The organism is Fluctibacter halophilus (assembly GCF_020687825.1).
Taxonomy (GTDB): domain Bacteria; phylum Pseudomonadota; class Gammaproteobacteria; order Enterobacterales; family Alteromonadaceae; genus Fluctibacter; species Fluctibacter halophilus.
In genome coordinates, this window is the sequence record NZ_JAJEWP010000001.1 from 816,628 (window position 1) to 835,637 (window position 19,010).

Here is a 19,010-nt window from a genome sequence, read left to right on the forward strand (position 1 = left end):
AGTAACGACATCCAACAACGGGGGTGGTGACAGAACACCATTGTATCGAAAATGTCTGACACAGAGAAACAAAGCCTGCGATTAAATTGTGACTTGGGTGAAAGTTTTGGTCCATGGCAAATGGGCGATGACGATCGGATCATGCCATTTGTGGACATGGCCTCCGTCGCCTGTGGTTTTCATGCCGGCGATCCGTTGGTCATTCAGCGCGCAATCCGCTTCAGCAAGGTGCACGGTGTCGGTTTAGGTGCGCACCCTGCATATCCTGATTTGCAAGGTTTTGGACGACGTAGCATGCAACTGAGTCGCTCAGAGTTGATTGCCATGCTGCATTATCAGGTTGCCGCGCTCGACGGCATGGCCGCTTGCCAGGATGTCAGTCTGCAATACATTAAACCCCATGGTGCACTGTACAATGACATGATGCGCGATGAAGCCATTCTGCTCAGTGTGTTACAAGCCGTCGCCGACTACCATCGACCTCTGCCGCTGGTGGTGCAGGCCACAGAACAATGGCAACACCATCAGAGCCTTGCGCAGCCACTTGGGGTCATGTTGTGGTTTGAGGCATTTGCTGATCGCCGTTATGGTGATGATGGCCGGCTGTTGCCCCGTCATCAACCTGGTGCAGTACTGGGAATTGAACAAATGCTGGGGCAGGTTCAGCAACTGATGACAACACAGACCATCACCAGTCTGTCCGGCCGTACCTTGCACGTTAAAGCCGATACTTTGTGCGTACACGGGGACAATGATGATGCTATCGCCGGGGTTAAGGCCATTCGTGAGCTGTTGGCCAGTTCATGACCGTGAAGATAGTGACAGCGGGTGTCGATGGCGTGATAGTTTACGCCGCGGTGGATGGCCTGGAACAAGCCCATCAACAGGTGTGTGGATGGCAGCATACCCTTGAACAAGCGGCCCCTGCCTGGCTGCAGGACAGTGTGGTGTCGTACCGTTCCTTGTACCTTCAGTACGATGTGCAACGGGTGGACCATCTGTTTGTCAGGCATTGGCTGATGCAACATTGTGTGGGCACCGAAACAACGCCCGCTGCAAACGCGCCGCCTCCAAAAGTGCACACATTGCCGGTCTGCTACAGCTTGCCGGATGATCATGACAGAGCTCGCATTGCCGAGCATCACGGGATTAGCGAACAACAGGTCATCGATCGTCACTGCCAACAGGAATACCGGGTCTATGCCCTGGGCTTTGCGCCTGGTTTCGCTTTTCTCGGCGAAGTGGAGCCGGGGTTGGCCATGCCTCGCTTGCCAACTCCCCGGCAACGGGTTCCGGCTGGTGCGGTGGCGATAGCCGATCGTCAAACCGCTATCTATCCGACCCAATCGCCAGGGGGCTGGAACATTATCGGCCGATGTCCGGTGACCCTATTCAATGCTGGGCGCAATCCACCGGCATTGCTACGTGTGGGTGACACGGTGCGCTTTAAGGCTATCACGGCCGACGATTTTGAGCGTCTGTGGTCAGAGCGAGGGAACCATGACTGACAAGGCAGTGTTGCGTATCACCCAGGCCTCAATGCAGACCTTATTGACCGATCGCGGACGACAAGGGGCCGGGCGTCAGGGACTGAGTCAAGGTGGGGCTGTGGATGGCTACAGTTTTGATTGGGCTTCACACTTGGTCGGACAAGCGGCTGATAGTGCCGGTCTGGAAATCCTGATCGGACCTTTGGCACTGGATGTTCTGCAGGACTGTCAGGTTGCGATAACGGGCGCACCGGGTGACATATTGCTCGACGGCGTTGCCCAACCGTCGTGGCAAACCCTGTCACTCAAGGCTGGCCAACACCTGGTGATCGGCCAGTGTGATGCTGGTTTACGTCGCTACCTGGCGGTCGGTGGTGGTTTCCAGGGGTGCATTCAGTTTGGCTGTGTCACAACGGTACCCAGAGAACACTTGGGCGGCTTATGCGGAGATGGCGCTGCCCTGCAGCAGGGCGATGTCCTGACCCTAGCCCGGCAACCGACGTTTATCCCTCACTTGTCAGTGCCCGAGGCCGCACGGCCGGACTTTCCCGATCAGCTATGCGTGCAAGTGGTGATGGGGTATCAGTATGATCTGTTCAGTTCGAGTGCGGTGCGGCAATTTGGCCTGTCGCAATACACCGTCAGTCAGCGCGCTGATCGCATGGGGGTCAGATTGACAGGACCGGCGATTGAGAGCCCGGTGACGCAGATGGCATCGGAAGGCATCGGTCTTGGTGCGGTGCAGATCCCCGCGGATGGACAACCCATCGTGATGCTCAATGATCGGCAAAGCATCGGTGGATATCCTAAAATAGGCAGTGTATACCCGCGGGATTGTCAACGTCTGGCCCAGTTGGCACCAGGCGCTCGGCTACGCTTTTCAACCTGCAGTGTTTTTGACGCCGACAACCGGTTTCACCTCGAACGGGCACAATGGCAGCACTGGTTAGCTCAGATGATTTCAACGGCGGGAGAAAAGTAATGACGGATGTGTACCTGAACGGGACCTTTTTACCGCTGTGCGAGGCACATCTGTCACCACTGGATAGGGGATTCTTATTCGGTGACGGTGCTTACGAAGTCATTCCTGCGTTTGCGGGTAAACCTGTCGCTACTCGTTTGCACCTGCAACGGCTGGCCAACAGTCTTGCCGCACTGCGTATCGACATGCCTTTGTCACCCAGCCAATGGCAGGATATTATCGAACGCCTGTTGGCGGCCCATGGTGCAGAGGATGTGGCCATCTACCTGCACGTGTCCCGTGGCGTGGATAGTCGCCGTTACCATGGCTTTTCCAATCAACTGACGCCGACGGTGTTTGCGATGACCTACGCGCTGCCACCAAGACTGGCCGAGGGACAAGGGCTGCGAGTGATCACTGAACAAGATCAGCGCTGGCGGCATTGTCATATTAAATCGACCTCGTTATTGGGCCACGTGTTGCATTTTCAGCACGGCAAAGATCAGCACGCGGATGAAGTGTTGTTGTTCAATCAGCAGGATGAACTGACCGAGGCTGCCGCTTGTAACGCGTTCGTGGTGATAAAGGATGAAATCTGGACACCGGCGCTGGATCAACAGAAACTGGCCGGTATTACCCGACAGGTATTAATTGATTGTGTGCGCAAGGATGGCGTGTTTACGGTAAGAGAGGGTACAATCACCCGCCAGCAGGTGATGGAGGCCAACGAAGTGTGGCTTACCAGTTCAACCCGCAATGTTCAGCCGGTGATCAGCATCGATGATCAGCCCGTCAATGACGGTCAGGTGGGTGATATCTGGCGCGTGGTTTCGTCATTGTTTGAACAACATAAATTTTCCTATTGAGTGCCCACAGCGAGGGCGTTGATTGCCCCGGAGTAAAGCAGTTACCGATGAGTCGACCCACTGAAATTACCATCGATCTTCAGGCCTTGAGTCACAATGTCACCCTGACCGAAGGGTTGGCCCCAAACAGTCATCATATGGCCGTTATCAAGGCGGACGCATACGGTCATGGCGCCTGTGATATCGCCCGTGCGTTAGAGGGAAGGGTGCGGCTGTTCGCGGTCAGTAGTCTTGACGAAGCCGTTGTGCTGCGTGATGAAGGCATTCACACTCCCATTTTGCTGCTGGAAGGCTGCTTTGATGACGGTGAGCTGAAAACGGCCAGCGCGTTGGGTTTCCACACGGTACTGCATAACGAAAGCCAGTTGACGGCGTTGCAGCGGGTGCCCCTGAACAGCCCCATGCATGTGTGGCTGAAAGTGGATACAGGGATGCATCGGCTGGGCATTCCCAGTGAACGGGTACATCAGGTGTTTGAAAAACTGCGCGGCTGTGAAAACGTGGAGGATATTACTCTGCTGACCCACCTTGCCTGCGCCGACAGTGTTGATACGGCAATGACAGTGCGTCAATTAGACCGTTTCAGGCAGGTGATGTCGTCATTACCGACCGGACTGCCGCGCAGCATCGCCAACTCTGCAGCGATTCTGGCCCATCCACAGTCCCACACGGAATGGAATCGGCCCGGGATCATGTTGTATGGCTTAAGCCCATTTGAGCATGCACATCCTGCAGCCGACCGCCTTAAACCGGTGATGACCTTTCACTCTGAAGTGATCGCCGTTCGAGACATTCCCCGGGGTGAGTCGGTGGGTTATGGTGCCGTATGGACAGCCACGCGCCCCTCAACCATCGCGACCGTGGCAGTTGGGTATGGTGATGGCTACCCACGCAATGCGCGTAATGGCACGCCGGTGTTAGTCAAAGGCCAGCGGGCGTCGTTAGCGGGTCGTGTATCGATGGACATGATCACCGTTGATGTGACCGAGATAGGCGATGTGAAGGTCGGTGATCCCGTTGAACTGTGGGGCCAACAGCTCAATGCGAATGAGGTTGCCCAATGGGCAGATACAATAGGTTATGAATTGGTGACGCGGATGCCAAAGCGCACGCCGCGTCGTATAGTGACTTAGTTTTCGTCGCAGTTGCCGTCGGTGCATTCGCCGTAAAGATACAAGCTGTGGTGGGTGAGCTTCATTTTGTTCTGCGCAGCCACCGCTTCCTGACGTTCTTCAATCAGCGGGTCTTCAAACTCAATCACTTTGCCACACTTCAGACACACCAGATGATCGTGGTGTTCTTTGTGGCTGATTTCAAATACGGATTTACCACCTTCGAAGTGGTGACGGTTAAGGATCCCGGCATCATCGAACTGGTTGAGCACTCGGTACACCGTTGCCAGACCGATTTCTTCGCCTTGCTCAATCAGGATTTTATAAACGTCTTCCGCGCTAATGTGCTGGTTCTTGGGCTCCTGAAGGATCTCCAGGATTTTCAGGCGGGGAAGGGTGACCTTAAGGCCGGCTTTTTTCAGCTCTTTATTTTGATCCATGGGCATACACTTAACAAAAATGTGACGGTTATTATAGGGAACTGACACAGATTTAAAAGACAAACCGGCAGAAATTGCCCATCGCAGAAGTAGACTAAAGACGTGTTGTCTGTCGTTGCCGTAGGCGTTTCAATATTGAGGGTGTACAAATCATCAACAATTCGCCGCATTTTTCGCTAAGAACGCGACATTATTCAGTTTTTTTGCCGGAAAATGTTAAAAAATCGTTGCTTTGGGGCGATAATGAAAGCAAAGAAAAATGCATAAAAGTGGTATGAAGATTTCAGTTGTCGGAAAAATCATTTCGGGATTCGCGGTGTTGGGCTGCTTGCTGCTGTTCACCAATGTTATCTCTTATTTCGGTCTGGCAGACATTCGCCAGTCAGCGATTTCTGTTGTCGAACAGAAAATGCCGGTGCAGAGCCAGATGCTGGCGGTACAAACGGGCATCCTGTCACTTGCCAAAACCACCACCAATGGCTATTTCAAAAACCATTCCCAGGGCTTGCGTGAAAACCGAACTTTATTTGACCAGCAGGCCACAGCATTCGAGCAAGAGCTGGATACCCTGGGCGGCCTGATTGATGGCACAAACGGTGACTATTCGACCGGCAAGGAACAGGCGCAACGCTATTTGCAGTTCAGTCGGCAAATGTATCAAGCGCGACAACAACAGCTGGCCTTGTCCGAACAGATCCAGGCCCGTTCTCAGGACCTGCTGGCCATCGCCGATGAAGCCAGTGCGCTGGTGCTGGATTTGACCTATCTGGAAAGCGACTCTCCAAGCCTGGAGACCCTGATTGGTACTGGAACCAATATCGACAACAAAATCCTGCCGATTTTTAACTCCATCAAAGAATACGTCAAAGTCACCGATGCTGAGCTCAGCCAAACCATCCAGGGCGACATCGAATTTGCCCTGAGCAACATTGATGCAGATGCGCAGTACCTGAACCGTTTGGGCGAAGAAATCGAAACCGATGGCATCATCGACAGTTTTAACCAGCAGTTTGAGGCGCTAAAGCAAGGGTTTAGTGAGGCTCAGGGCCTGTTCGCTCTGCAGCAGCAGAAAATCCAGCTGATTGCAGAAGCCGAGCAGCATATGCTGGAGGCGGAGCAGGCCATGGACGGGTCGATTGACGCGTTTTCTGCTTTGTTTGGCGATATCAATACCGATACCTTGGCCGGCCAGAACGCCATTCTGGATGCGGTACAAAGCAACATTTGGAAAGGCGTTGTCATCATGGTTGTTGCCCTGGCGGCAGTGGTTTTGCTGGGGTCATTGGCGGCTCGAAGCATTGCCAAGCCATTGGCGAGAATAAACCGCAGCTTACGCATTATCTCCAGTGGTGATTTAACCCATAAAGCCCGCGATGACGGCAATGATGAGTTTGCGGTATTGGCCGGCAGTGTAAACCAGTTGTCAGACAGTCTGCATCAGGTGGTGAGCCAGATCATCACTCAGGAAGCGGAACTGGAAGCGGCAACCCGTGAAAGTGTTGCGTTGGGCGATAAAACCCTGCAGCAGGTAGATTTGCAGCGTGAGCAGGTTAATACCACCGCACGCAATACCGAAGCGATCCGCAGCAAGAGTCAGGGCAATTTGCAACAAATTCAACATGCCATGGAGCAGTTGGATGATGTGTCCCGCCAAAGTCGGGCGGTATCTGAACAGGTGCAACGGTGCCGACAGCAAATTGAACAGCAAAGTCAGCAATCAGAACAGTCCTCTGAGATTATTCATCGTCTGGAAGATAACAGTCGCAAAATTGGCAGTATTCTGGATGTGATCAAAACCATCGCGGAACAGACCAATTTGCTGGCGTTGAATGCCGCAATTGAAGCTGCCAGGGCGGGTGAGCAGGGCAGGGGGTTTGCGGTGGTTGCCGATGAAGTCAGAACCCTTGCCAATCGGACGCAAAACTCCACCGAAGAAATTGAAGGTATGATTGATTCGTTGCAAGCAGATGCGCAACAGGCGGTCAATGCCATAGGCCTGGGCACTGAGCAATCGCGGGAAAGTGTCGAACAGATCAAGCAGGTCAACGAGCAAGTCAATACCATCGGTAAGGTCATCTCACAGCTCAACGACGTGAATCAGCATATCGTTTCCGATACCCACGAACAGGATGACCTGTTGCAAAGTGTCGCTGACAGCCTGACCCGCATCGTCGAACTGGCCGAAGAGAGCGCCACAAGCACCCAGCAATCCACTCAGGGCGCCAAGCAAGTCGACAGTCTGATGCGTAATCTGAGCGAAGCGGTGAAGACGTTTAAGCTGTAATCGTTAGATGAGGCAGTAAAGCAAAAAGGCGCCAAAGGCGCCTTTTTTAATGTAATGATGTTGGCCAGTCAAATCAGGCAAGCTCAGACAGGCACATTTCATCGAACACTTGTTTGCACCATGCTTTTACCCGTTGCTCGGTAAGTTCAGGTTGACGGTCTTCATCAATGCCCAAACCGACAAAATGGTTGTCATCGGCCATTCCTTTCGACGCTTCAAAATCGTAACCATCGGTCGACCAGTGACCAATAATGATGGCGCCACGGGCTTCAACAATGTCACGGATCATACCCATCGCATCGAGGAAATATTCAGCGTAGTCTTCCTGATCACCACAACCAAAAATGGCCACCAGTTTATCGGTGAAATCAATTTCTTCCAGCTCAGGAAAGAAGTCGTCCCAATCGCACTGGGCTTCGCCGTAGTACCAGGTGGGAATACCAAACATCAATAAGTCGAAGTTGGCGATGTCTTCTTTGCTGCTTTTGGCGATGTCATGAACGTCTATCAGGTGTTTACCCAGTTCTTTTTGGATCATCTTGGCAACATGCTCGGTATTGCCGGTATCGCTGCCAAAGAAAAGACCTACGCTTGCCATGTGTGTGATTACCTCAAAGTTTGGTTAAATGGCGCTAACTGCCGATGCCACTGGATTGCCAGAACAATTGAATGATCCCTTTGGCGATAAAGCCCGCCGCACCTAAAAATAGCACGAGATATGCGACTGCGCGTCCCAGGGCAGGCACATCGTTCTTTTTCAGTACGTCATGAACGGCGAAAAACATCAGCACGAAAAGTGCGGCCATGGCCAGGTTCATAACGATGGCTTCGATCTGTTCGTAATGTTCGGCTAACACGGACAACGCCACAGTAATTAAAAACGGCGCGCACTATAGCACAACCGTGTGTTTTTGAGAATCAATGTCATTGATGCAATGTAAAAACCTTTGATGATGGGCGAGGGCTACCCAGTATCCTTCTCAGCCTTGCTCAACGGTGTCGATAAAACGTGACACGACACGGGCGAACGCCTCCGGCTTTTCGGCATGTAACCAATGGCCGGTTGCCGCGATAATTTTGGCCGAACTGTTGGGGAAGCGACGCTTGATATCGGCCTGATGTTGCGGTCCCAGGTAATCCGAGCGCTCACCTTTTATGAACAGTGTTGGACCCTCATACGGCTCCCTGTCGGGAATTGCGTCTGAAAGCAGGGCATAGTCACGCTGTAACAGGGAGAGGTTGAAGCGCCATTGCCAGCTATGATTGTCAGCATACAGGCTTTTGAGCAGAAACTGGCGTACACCGGGTTCGGTGATGTGTTGTTTGAGTTGCTGGTCAGCATCCTGTCGTCGAGTGATGGTATCCAGCGTAACGCCTGTGAGGGCGGCCAGCACATTCTGGTGCCTGGGCGAATAGGCAGTGGGGGCTATATCGGCGACGATCAGGCTTGTGGCCCGTTTTGGCGATTGCTGTGCCAATGTCATCATCACCTTGCCGCCTAATGAGTGACCAAGCAAGTGAGCTTGTTGAATATTCGCCTGGTCAAGTACCGCTTCTACCCGCTGTGCCCAGTCTGTAAAACTAAACCTGTCGGTACGGGGAGACAAGCCATGATCAGGCAGATCGATATTGACAATATTGAATTGATTCTGCAGGGCTCTTTTTACACCGTTAAGATTGTCCAGGCTACCAAACAAGCCGTGCAACAATACCAGCCATGGGGCATTTTCATCTGTCGTTGTAATTTCATGATTCAGCAACATCAATTCGCCTCATAATTTCAAGGTTCAATCATTAATTAAGTGGGCACAATTAAAATGATTGGTTATCGGATAAAAAAAAAGCCGCGATGCGACTTTTTTAAAATGTAGCAAATTTGCGACTATATTTTGAAATCAGAAAGTTGTTTTCCCTCTGCCAGAGCGTGGGAATAAACTTTCGGCATTCTACCAATTCCAGTCCAGGGATGTTCTTTACCCTGGTCGTCTTTTAAAATGTATTTAACCGGACGTTTTTGTCCGCTTGCTTTACCCTTTTTGAGACCTTCCAGACCTTGTAAATCATCAAGGCCCAGGCCTGCAGCTTCCATTTGCTCGCGGATTGCGTCGATTTTAGCCTGTTTTTCCTGCTCGCGCTTTTGCAGCTCAATTTCGCGTTCTTTACGCTTGGCAATAATGTTATCCAGTTTTTGTGCAACGCTTTCTAATTCATCAACGGACAATTCCTTTACCGCACCTTGTAAACGTCGTCCATGGGTAAAGATTTCCAGAAAATCACTCATTAATGAATACCTTATTGATTATAGTTAATTCGAGCTAAAGATAGCGATTGATCAACAGCTTGGCAATATAAAAGGTCACAATATGACGTAAAAAAAGGCGGGAACCAGTCCCGCCTTAATGATAGTGACCAAAATGTGGATTTCATTACATATTCGGGTAATTTGGACCACCTGTTCCTTCCGGAACAACCCAAGTAATATTCTGGCTCGGATCTTTAATATCACAGGTCTTACAATGCACACAGTTTTGTGCATTTATCTGCAATTGAGGGTTACCGTCATCACCGTCGACAATTTCGTACACGCCGGCCGGACAATAGCGCTGTGCGGGCTCATTGTATTTCGTCAGATTGACGTTGACCGGGATATCCGCATCCGTAAGGCGCAGATGGCAAGGCTGGTCTTCTTCATGATTGGTGTTTGACAGGAAAACCGACGACAGCTTATCAAAACTCAGCACACCGTCAGGTTTGGGGTAGTCGATGCTCTGGTGCTCACTGGCCAGACCGAGTTGTTCATGATCGCGATGGTTGTCCTGTAACGTCATGAACATATTACCAGCAAAGAAGTTCTGCTCCAGTGTATTGAACGCGCCGCCCCAGAAGCTGCCAAACTTGTGCATGGCAGGTCCGAAGTTGCGTGAACGGAACAATTCGTCGTACAACCAGGAATTTTTAAACCGCTCGGTGAATCCGGTCAAATCCTCTCCGCCGCTATGCTCGGCATCCTGTAATTTTTCATACAGGGATTCCGCGGCCAGGATCCCTGACTTCATGGCGGTGTGATTGCCTTTGATTTTGGCAAAGTTCAGCGTTCCGGCATCGCACCCAACCAGGATACCGCCAGGGAAGGTCATTTTCGGCAGCGAGTTAAAACCCCCTTTAGCAATTGCCCGGGCACCATAGCTGACCCGCTTACCGCCTTCGAGGTATTGTTTTAGCACCGGGTGGTGCTTGAGTCGCTGAAATTCATCAAACGGAGACAGATGGGGATTGGCATAATTTAAATCCACGATCAGCCCGACCAGCACCTGATTGTTTTCGGCATGATACAGGTAACTGCCGCCGCTGGCATCGCTCAACGGCCAGCCCGCCGTGTGCACTACCAGTCCTTCCTGATGCTTGGCAGGATCAATGTCCCAGATTTCCTTGAACCCAATCGCGTAATGTTGCGGAGATTTTCCTTCGTCGAGCGCAAATTTTTCAATCAACTGTTTGCCCAGGTGTCCTCGACAGCCTTCAGCAAACACGGTGTACTTGGCCCGCAACTCCATGCCAGGCATGAAACTGTCTTTGGGTTGGCCATCGGCGCCAATGCCCATGTCGCCGGTAATGACACCCGCTACGCTACCGTCGTCATTAAACAGGAGTTCTGCTGCAGGGAAGCCCGGGAAAATTTCCACGCCCAATTGCTCTGCCTGTTCCGCCAACCAGCGGCACAGGTTACCCATACTGACAATGTAGTTACCTTTATTGTGCATGGTTTTGGGCGTGCTGAAGCCGGGTAAACGGGTGGCCGCCTGTTCATTCTTGAGCAGATAGATGTGGTCTTCGGTTACCTGGGTGGTCACCGGGGCGCCCAAGGTGGACCAGTCCGGAAACAGTTCGTCAAGCGCGCGGGTTTCGAACACCGCGCCGGACAGGATATGGGCGCCGACTTCCGAGCCTTTTTCAACCACACAGACCATCAATTCCTGGTCATTGGCTTTGGCCTGCTGCATTAATTTGCATGCGGTGGACAGTCCCGCTGGGCCTGCACCGACTATGACGACATCAAACTCCATCGATTCACGTTCCACGGGGGTCTCCTAGCTGTTATGATTATCTATTAATAAAAGAAATAAATATTTAGTACGTCTATAAACGTATTCTATTTTGTACACGGTACTGCAACGCTGGCATCGGAGCAATGCTCCGGATACACAAAAGCATTGCAGACGGCGTTACTCCGAATTGACAGGCAGTGCCTGATGATGACGCGTAACATGTTGAATATATAGCTTTTTTATCGTTCTGTTTATTCGCTATTCAGCCTGCTGTCATTCACAACTTCAGGATACAGACTAGGTGAACTTTGGTTAAATGCCATGTCAATGGAATGTAAACTGAAGTTGGCGGGCAAGAGTAGTGTTGGTTGACGCTTACGTCAACAGAAAGTAAATTGACGCCACCCTACCGAAACGCGTCGGCGTTGCCGAGCGTCGAGTTAAACGCCTGAATATGAGGTGACAATGAAAATTTTAGTGCCGGTAAAACGTGCCATCGATTACAACGTGAAAGTCCGCGTTAAACCCGATAATTCAGCGGTCGATCTGACCAATGCCAAAATGGCCATTAACCCATTTTGTGAAATCGCGGTTGAAGAGGCTGTACGCCTGAAGGAAAAAGGCACCGCCAGTGAAGTGGTGGTTGTTTCCATCGGTGAAAAAGCCTGCCAGGAACAGATCCGCACCGCGTTAGCGCTGGGCGCCGATCGGGGTCTGCACATCGAAACCAGTGACAGCCTGGATTCATTGCAAGTCGCCAAACTGCTGCAAAAAGTGGTGGAAGAAGAGGCTCCGCAACTGGTTATTCTGGGTAAGCAGTCTATCGATTCCGACAACAACCAAACCGGACAGATGCTGGCCGCATTGACCGGTATGCCACAGGGCACCTTTGCCTCTGAGGTGCAGGTTGAAGAGGGAAGCGTTGCTGTCACCCGTGAAATCGACGGTGGTTTGCAGACGGTTAAACTGTCATTGCCAGCCGTGGTTACCACGGATTTGCGATTGAATGAGCCCCGTTATGCGTCGTTGCCGAACATCATGAAGGCTAAACGTAAGCCATTGGATGTGAAAGCCGCTGCGGATTACGGCGTTGATCTGACGTCCAAGGTGAAAACCCTGAAAGTTGAGGCCCCAGCACAGCGCCAAGGCGGTGTTAAAGTCGCCGATGTGGCGGAACTGGTTGAGAAACTGAAAACTGAAGCGAAGGTGATCTAAATGGCCGTACTCATTTATGCAGAGCACGATAATCAGCACTTAAAGCCTGATACGCACAAGTTGGTGACAGCTGCCAGTCAAATGGGCGACGAACTGCATGTTCTGGTCGCCGGTGAGGGCGTCGACGCCATTGCCAAGCAGGCTGCTACCATCGCCGGTGTTAGCAAAGTGATTGTGGCTGACAATGCCGCTTATGCGCACCAGTTGGCTGAGCCGGTCAGTGCGTTGGTCGCCGACTTAGGCAAAGACTACAGCCATGTATTGGCTGCTGCCACGACTACGGGCAAGAACTTTATGCCCCGTGTAGCGGCGATGCTTGATGTGGCGCAAATTTCGGACATCATTCGTGTCGACAGCGCCGATACCTTTGTGCGCCCTATTTATGCCGGTAACGCCATCGCGACAGTGCAAAGCGAAGACGCGATTAAAGTGCTGACGGTACGAAGCGCGGCATTCGATGCCGCAGCAGAAGGCAACAGTGCCTCGATTGAAAACTCCGACGTGGTGAAAGCCATGGACATTTCCGGCTTTGTTGGTGAAGAGCTGACTGAGTCAGAGCGACCTGAGCTTACTGCTGCAGATGTGATCATCTCCGGCGGCCGCGGCATGCAAAATGGCGAAAACTTTGCCTTGCTGGAAGGTATTGCCGATAAGTTGGGTGCTGCAATTGGTGCTTCACGAGCGGCGGTTGACGCCGGTTTTGTTCCTAATGATATGCAAGTCGGCCAGACCGGTAAAATTGTTGCGCCTCAGCTCTACATTGCAGTGGGCATTTCCGGCGCCATTCAACATCTGGCGGGGATGAAGGATTCCAAGATCATTGTTGCGATCAACAAGGACGAGGAAGCACCGATATTCCAGGTTGCTGATTACGGCCTGGTGGGTGATTTGTTCGACATTCTTCCGCAACTGGAAGCCGCATTATAAATTGTGCTTCGACACACTGCTGTGAATAAAAAACGGGGAGCTGAACAGCTCCCCGTTTTTTTATTGCTTACACCCGTATCAATGAATTGTCTTCATTGCCGACACCACTTGGCACGTAATCATCTGCCGACCAGTCGTTTTCCCAGGCACTGTCGTTCAACAGATAGCGGAATTGGTACTCGTTGTCTTTTGGCAACTCGACGGTGGATGTAAAAGCACCATTTTTGAGCTTTTTCATTGGCGCCGTGTTGCTGTTCCAGTCATTAAAATCGCCCACCAGTTTGACACTGTCGGCCTGCTGAGCCTCCTGTGCACTGAGTTTGAAAGTCACTTTGCACACGGGACGGGACTTTAGGTATTGCTTTTTGACACTCATGTCACTCTCCTGAAATTAAATTTCACAAAATTGTCACAAACTGCGCATAAAGAACAAATAAACAGCAATATATGTAATAAAATTACATTTTGGCGGGCATAAAGTCTACTTTTTTTGATGTTTTACTGCTCTGACCTGCAAAGCATTGGTGCACAACGGCCCCCATAAGCTCACAGGTGGTGCATGGCTGATTTTCAATCTGGCCATCGCGCATCGATTTGCTCGCCCGACCGCTGTGATCTGCAACAGAGATGCCAATGTATATAACGATGTAATAAAGTCGCGTCGCGCGGGACTGTACCTGTGTGTGCTGCTTGTCACACTTTTTAACATTTTGGCAAGACAATACCGGACCAATGTCGCTACAATCGTGCGGTCATCCGTCTACAACTATAAAAACAGACAGTCACATATCACTTCATAGTACAGGAAGAAGGGAACGTCCATGTTAGCAGTCCTGAAAAAAGCAGGTATACCACTTATTATCGTCTTGATTGCCATTGTCGTGGCAGCCGCCATGATTAACATGCGACAACCGCCTGAAAAAGCTGAGGTTGAAGAGCGAGCCTTTTTGGTCAATGCCATACCGGTAAGCAGCGAGGATTTGCAGTTTGTGGTCAAATCCCAGGGCACGGTGCAACCAAAGATTCAAACAGTACTCAGTGCACAGGTGAGCGGTCGTGTGACGTCTGTTGCCGAGGCCTTTATCGAAGGCGGCATGTTCAAAAAAGGTGATGTGTTGGTTCAGTTGGAACAGGCCGACTACAACACCGATTTGAAAACTGCCCAGGCTGAACTTGCCCGTGCCCAGGCAGCGCTTGAAGAGGAGCGCGCGCGCGGCAAGGTGGCTGAAGAGGAGTGGCGTTCGGTGAAAGGCAGTGTTGCGCCAGAGTTGGGCTTGCGTAAGCCGCAACTGGCCAAAGAGCTGGCCAGTGTTCGCGCCGCGGAGGCACAACTGGAACGGGCGCAACGTAATCTGGAACGCACCACCATTCGTGCACCCTACGATGGATTGGTGCGTAGCAAAGACATCGATCTCGGTCAGTTTGTGACGGTCGGAAAACAGCTCGGTGTGATTTACAACACGGATGTTGCAGAAGTCCGTATGCCGTTGAGTGATAACGATTTGGCTTATCTGCAACTACCGGGAACCGACGGACAAAGCAGTCCGGTTGAGCTCACCGCCACGGTGGCCGGAAAGGTGGTGCAGTGGCAGGGCATGCTGGCTCGGGATGAAGGCATTCTGGACGAGCAGCGCCGTGTTATTTATGCGGTGGCTGAAGTGAAAGACCCTTATCAACGTGCAGACAATGCGCAGGGTGTGGCATTGAAGTTTGGACGCTTCGTGCAGGCGCGTATCAGCGGAAATCGTGGTGACGACATGATTGTCTTGCCCCGCCACGTGCTTCGTCTGGATGGCACTGTGCTGGTTGTTGGCGAAGACCGCAAACTGGAAATCCGTGATGTTGTGGTGCAGCGGGCCGACGAAAACAGCGTCTATATCTCCGCCGGTTTGCGCAGTGGCGAGCAGGTTATTACCAGCGCGGTTCCGAACCCTTACAACGGCATGGCGCTTCGTCTTCCTGGCGATGAGCAGGATCCGGCTGTGGAAAAGGACGTGGAAGAGAGCAAAGACACCGCGATTGCAAAAACGGAGCGTGATGCATGAGTAAAATAGACACCCACAGCGGCATCATCGCGTGGTTTGCGCGAAACAGTGTCGCAGCCAATCTGTTGATGTGGATATTGATTGTTGGCGGCTTGTTTGGTGCCAACACCATACACAAGCAGGTTTTTCCTAATTTTGAATTCAAAAACATCATTGTTCGTGTTCCTTATCTTGGTGCTGCACCACAAGAGGTTGAAGAAGGCGTTCTGGTTAAAATCGAAGAAGCCGTAAAGGATCTGGAAGGGATCAAGAAGATGACCGCCACAGCCGTCGAGGGTATGGGTACGGTCAACATCGAAGTAGAAGAAGACTACGATGCCCAGCAATTGCTGGATGAAGTCAAAGTGCAGGTCGATGCGATCCCCAGTTTCCCGGAAAACACCGAAAAGCCGGTGGTGTATCGCCAGAAAGCGACTCAGGATGTGCTGTGGGTTGCCGTGTACGGTGATGCGTCGGAGCGTGAACTTAAAGAATTCACCAAAGACATGCGCGATGACATCGCCAACTTACCGGGCGTGTCACGGGTCTTGGTGGTCGGCACCCGCGACTATGAAGTGTCGGTCGAAATTTCCGAAGCCAAATTACTCGAATACAACCTGACCTTTAGTGAATTGGTCAGTGCGGTCAGACGTTCATCGATTGATTTACCCGGCGGTTCAATTCGCTCGGAAGATGGCGATATTCTGTTGCGCGCCAAAGGTCAGGCCTACACTGGGCAGGATTTTGCCAATCTGGTGTTGTTGACCCGTGAAGACGGTACCCGTCTGATGTTGGGGGATATTGCCGAGATCCGCGACGGCTTTGTCGAAGATCGCAATTACGCCATGTTTGATGGCAAGCCGGCGATGAACATTCGCGTACAGGCGGTCGGGGACCAGAACGCGTTGGAGATTTCTAAAACGGTTAATGCGTTCATTGATGAGCGCAAAAAGACCTTACCGCCCCATATCAACGCGGATACCTGGGGTGACAGTTCGTTTTACCTGGCCGACCGATTAAATATGATGCTGAGTAACATGTTTTTCGGCGCGCTGTTGGTGTTTCTGGTGTTGTCATTGTTCCTCAAGTTGCGACTGGCAGCCTGGGTAATGGTGGGTTTACCGGTTTGCTTCCTGGGCACGCTGTTGTTTATGCCGATGGAGTTTTTCAATCTGTCGATCAATATGATCAGTCTGTTCGGCTTTATTCTGGTACTGGGGATCGTGGTTGACGATGCCATTATCATGGGGGAGTCAGCCTACTCTGAGATCGATAAAAAAGGTCACAATATCGACAACGTGATCACCGGTGTGAAGCGGGTCGCGATGCCGGCCACGTTTGGCGTATTGACTACCATCGCGGCGTTCACGCCGATGCTGCTGGTACCCGGCACCTTCGGTGTTATCTGGAAAACCATTGGCTGGGTAGTGATCATTTGTCTGGTGTTCTCGTTGATCGAATCGAAGCTGATCCTGCCGGCGCATTTGGCGCACATGAAGGTAACGCCCTATGATCCGAGCAAAGCAAACGCCTTGCAACGTTTCCGAGACTTTTTCAGTGAAGGGATCAAATGGTTCGTTCAGGAGCGCTATCTCCCCTTCCTGCAAAAAGCCATTGCCCATCGGTATGTCACGCTGGCGTCGTTTCTGGCCATGCTGATTTTAACCATCGGCCTGTTCGGCGGCGGCGTGGTGCGTTTTGTGTTCTTCCCCAATATCCCCAGTGACTTTATGACGGGCACCATTGAGCTGGAACCCGGCTCGTCGATTGCTCAGCGTGATCAAAGCATGGATATTCTGTACGCCGCACTGACCCGAATGGACGAAAGTGTCAAAAATGAGTTCGGTGAAGGCGTCGTTAAGCACACGATTGCTTTTGATCAGAGCAATACCAGCGGACAGATCCTGGTGGAAATGACCAAGGGTGAAACCCGTGATATCGACGCCTTTACCATTCATCAGCGCTGGCGTGACGAAATGCCGGAAATCCCAGGCGCACGTTCCGTGGAGATTGGCACACCTCAGGGCGGCCCTGGTGGCGGGTCGGATCTGACCTTTGAGTTTAACGGTGACAAGTTAGATGAACTGCGTCGCGCCACCAATGAGCTCAAAGCGCACTTACGTACTTATGATGGTGTGGCAGACATCGCTGATTCGTTCAGTGGTGGCAGTGATGAAATCCGCCTCAATATCAAACCTCAGGCGGAGGCCCTCGGTCTGTCACTGGATGCATTGGCAACGCAGGTTCGCTATGCCTTTTATGGCGCTGAAGCGCAGCGGATACAACGGGGTGACGAAGAAGTCAAAGTCATGGTCCGTTATCCAAAAGAACAGCGCAATTCGATAGGCAATCTGGAGAACATGCGTATCCGCACGCCACAAGGGCTGGACATTCCTTTCTCTGAAGTGGCAGAACTGGATATGGGCAAAGGCTATGGTTCGATCATTCGTGTTGACGGCAACCGTAGCATTACCGTAACCGCGAAAGTCGACAAAGGCCGCATCGACCCCAATGAAATCGCAACCACGGTGCAAAGTGAGTTTATTCCTGACCTTCTGGCCCGTTATCCCAGTGTTGATTTTCGCCTGGAAGGCGCGTCCAGGGAGCAGGGCGAAGCACTGGTTAGCCTGATGCAGGGCTTTTTGTTTGCCATGTTTGCGATATATGCGTTGATGGCAATCCCGCTACGTTCTTACTCACAGCCGTTTATCATTATGTCGGTGATCCCGTTTGGTATCGTCGGCGCGATTGCGGGTCATTTACTGTTGGGCCATTCGGTCAGCGTGTTGTCACTGTGCGGGATCATCGCATTGTCCGGGGTCGTGGTGAATGACAGCCTGATCATGGTTGATTTTGTTAACCGCGCACGGGCAGAAGGACATGGCATCAAAGAAGCGGCGATTCAGGCCGGTAGTCAACGTTTCAGGGCGATTATCCTGACATCCTTAACCACCTTTATGGGCTTGTTGCCGATCGTGTTCGAGCGCAGTTTGCAGGCGCAAATTGTCATCCCGATGGCGATCTCGCTGGCATTCGGGATCCTGTTTGCGACGGTGATTACGCTGTTACTGGTGCCATCGTTGTATTTGATCCTGGACGACATAAAAGGTGTGTTCAGACGCAAACAGCCTGCCGGTGTGCCGGTATCGGATAACGCTTAGGTTAATCTGCGTGCATAAAAAAGCCCCGCTTGGCGGGGCTTTTTTTTAGCCAGCTCGTCGTTGGCGAGCTGGCTTGGGACGTGCTTCATTGACCACGATGGTCCGGCCGGCCAGCTCTTTGCCATTCAGGCTTTGCATCGCGCTTTCGGCGGCTTGTTTGTCGCTGAACTCCACAAAGGCAAAGCCTTTTGAACGCTGGGTTTCCCTATCCAACACGATGTGCGTTGACAGCACATCGCCATAGGCAGAAAACGTTTTGTTAAGCTCGTCGTTGGTCATACGATAGGACAGGTTGCCAATGTACAGTTTCATAAATCGCTCGTCGTCAGGGCAGTCAGGCGTTCCAGACTGCCAGCCATTATTGTTGAGTGTTTAGTGTGGCCAACCCCGCCGTTGTAATCCATTGCGGTTTTGTGAAGAGTTGATGACAGGCAAAAAAATACCCCGCATCAAGGCGGGGTATTGTCAGTACGTGACGGTTGGT

General features: G+C 51.8%; 18 protein-coding genes. 10 read left to right on the top strand and 8 right to left on the bottom strand.

The window, feature by feature from the left end:
- Nucleotides 1-51: 51 nt before the first annotated feature.
- From LJ739_RS03815 to alr, 5 genes are read left to right on the top strand one after another with little or no spacing between them, the layout of a single operon-like run.
- Entirely contained in the window at nucleotides 52-807 is a 756-nt protein-coding gene (locus LJ739_RS03815; RefSeq protein ID WP_229157269.1) for a 5-oxoprolinase subunit PxpA, read from the top strand.
- A complete protein-coding gene (locus LJ739_RS03820) occupies nucleotides 804-1,508 on the top strand; it encodes a 5-oxoprolinase subunit B family protein (RefSeq protein WP_229157270.1) in 705 nt (234 codons plus the stop codon). Before LJ739_RS03815 ends, LJ739_RS03820 begins: the two co-directional genes overlap by 4 nt.
- Nucleotides 1,501-2,472, top strand: coding sequence for a 5-oxoprolinase subunit C family protein (locus LJ739_RS03825; RefSeq protein ID WP_229157271.1), 972 nt, complete (start codon nucleotides 1,501-1,503; stop codon nucleotides 2,470-2,472). The genes LJ739_RS03820 and LJ739_RS03825 overlap by 8 nt, the downstream gene beginning before the upstream one ends.
- Nucleotides 2,472-3,317: an aminotransferase class IV gene (locus LJ739_RS03830; RefSeq protein WP_229157272.1), complete on the top strand. Its 846-nt coding sequence runs from the start codon at nucleotides 2,472-2,474 to the stop codon at nucleotides 3,315-3,317. Before LJ739_RS03825 ends, LJ739_RS03830 begins: the two co-directional genes overlap by 1 nt.
- A 47-nt stretch (nucleotides 3,318-3,364) precedes the next feature.
- Nucleotides 3,365-4,450, top strand: coding sequence for an alanine racemase (alr, locus tag LJ739_RS03835; protein WP_229157273.1), 1,086 nt, complete (start codon nucleotides 3,365-3,367; stop codon nucleotides 4,448-4,450).
- Here the strand turns inward: alr and fur are convergent.
- A complete protein-coding gene (gene fur / locus LJ739_RS03840) occupies nucleotides 4,447-4,869 on the bottom strand; it encodes a ferric iron uptake transcriptional regulator (RefSeq protein WP_229157274.1) in 423 nt (140 codons plus the stop codon). The genes alr and fur overlap by 4 nt on opposite strands.
- 274 nt (nucleotides 4,870-5,143) lie before the next feature.
- On the opposite strand from fur, the gene LJ739_RS03845 reads away from it, so the two are divergent.
- Nucleotides 5,144-7,153: a methyl-accepting chemotaxis protein gene (locus LJ739_RS03845; RefSeq protein ID WP_229157275.1), complete on the top strand. Its 2,010-nt coding sequence runs from the start codon at nucleotides 5,144-5,146 to the stop codon at nucleotides 7,151-7,153.
- Nucleotides 7,154-7,226: 73 nt separating this feature from the next.
- Here the strand turns inward: LJ739_RS03845 and fldA are convergent, their stop codons facing one another.
- The 5 genes from fldA to LJ739_RS03870 all read right to left on the bottom strand — a co-directional run bounded on the left by fldA (nucleotide 7,227) and on the right by LJ739_RS03870 (nucleotide 11,232).
- Nucleotides 7,227-7,751, bottom strand: a complete 525-nt coding sequence (gene fldA, locus LJ739_RS03850) for a flavodoxin FldA (RefSeq protein WP_229157276.1) — start codon at nucleotides 7,749-7,751, stop codon at nucleotides 7,227-7,229.
- Nucleotides 7,752-7,785: 34 nt separating this feature from the next.
- Complete coding sequence (locus tag LJ739_RS03855; protein ID WP_229157277.1) at nucleotides 7,786-8,010, bottom strand: DUF2788 domain-containing protein; 225 nt, start codon at nucleotides 8,008-8,010, stop codon at nucleotides 7,786-7,788.
- Nucleotides 8,011-8,133: 123 nt separating this feature from the next.
- Entirely contained in the window at nucleotides 8,134-8,916 is a 783-nt protein-coding gene (locus tag LJ739_RS03860; protein WP_229157278.1) for an alpha/beta fold hydrolase, read from the bottom strand.
- A 119-nt stretch (nucleotides 8,917-9,035) separates the two neighbouring features.
- A complete protein-coding gene (locus tag LJ739_RS03865) occupies nucleotides 9,036-9,434 on the bottom strand; it encodes an H-NS family histone-like protein (protein ID WP_229157279.1) in 399 nt (132 codons plus the stop codon).
- 145 nt (nucleotides 9,435-9,579) lie between these two features.
- Entirely contained in the window at nucleotides 9,580-11,232 is a 1,653-nt protein-coding gene (locus LJ739_RS03870; protein WP_229157280.1) for an electron transfer flavoprotein-ubiquinone oxidoreductase, read from the bottom strand.
- A 432-nt stretch (nucleotides 11,233-11,664) separates the two neighbouring features.
- Between LJ739_RS03870 and LJ739_RS03875 the strand changes: the two genes are divergently transcribed.
- Nucleotides 11,665-12,414 (top strand): electron transfer flavoprotein subunit beta/FixA family protein, encoded by a 750-nt coding sequence (locus LJ739_RS03875; protein WP_229157281.1) that lies wholly within the window; start codon nucleotides 11,665-11,667, stop codon nucleotides 12,412-12,414.
- Complete coding sequence (locus LJ739_RS03880; protein WP_229157282.1) at nucleotides 12,415-13,341, top strand: electron transfer flavoprotein subunit alpha/FixB family protein; 927 nt, start codon at nucleotides 12,415-12,417, stop codon at nucleotides 13,339-13,341.
- Between the two features lie 67 nt (nucleotides 13,342-13,408).
- Here LJ739_RS03880 and LJ739_RS03885 read toward each other — a convergent pair whose 3' ends face one another.
- Nucleotides 13,409-13,717, bottom strand: coding sequence for an isoamylase early set domain-containing protein (locus LJ739_RS03885; protein WP_229157283.1), 309 nt, complete (start codon nucleotides 13,715-13,717; stop codon nucleotides 13,409-13,411).
- 445 nt (nucleotides 13,718-14,162) lie between these two features.
- Between LJ739_RS03885 and LJ739_RS03890 the strand changes: the two genes are divergently transcribed.
- On the top strand, nucleotides 14,163-15,386 hold the full coding sequence (locus LJ739_RS03890) for an efflux RND transporter periplasmic adaptor subunit (RefSeq protein WP_229157284.1): 1,224 nt from the start codon (nucleotides 14,163-14,165) through the stop codon (nucleotides 15,384-15,386).
- Nucleotides 15,383-18,526, top strand: a complete 3,144-nt coding sequence (locus LJ739_RS03895; RefSeq protein WP_229157285.1) for an efflux RND transporter permease subunit — start codon at nucleotides 15,383-15,385, stop codon at nucleotides 18,524-18,526. The genes LJ739_RS03890 and LJ739_RS03895 overlap by 4 nt, the downstream gene beginning before the upstream one ends.
- A gap of 45 nt (nucleotides 18,527-18,571) precedes the next feature.
- On the opposite strand, the gene LJ739_RS03900 is transcribed toward LJ739_RS03895, so the two are convergent.
- Nucleotides 18,572-18,838, bottom strand: a complete 267-nt coding sequence (locus tag LJ739_RS03900; protein ID WP_229157286.1) for an RNA recognition motif domain-containing protein — start codon at nucleotides 18,836-18,838, stop codon at nucleotides 18,572-18,574.
- Nucleotides 18,839-19,010: the final 172 nt, after the last annotated feature.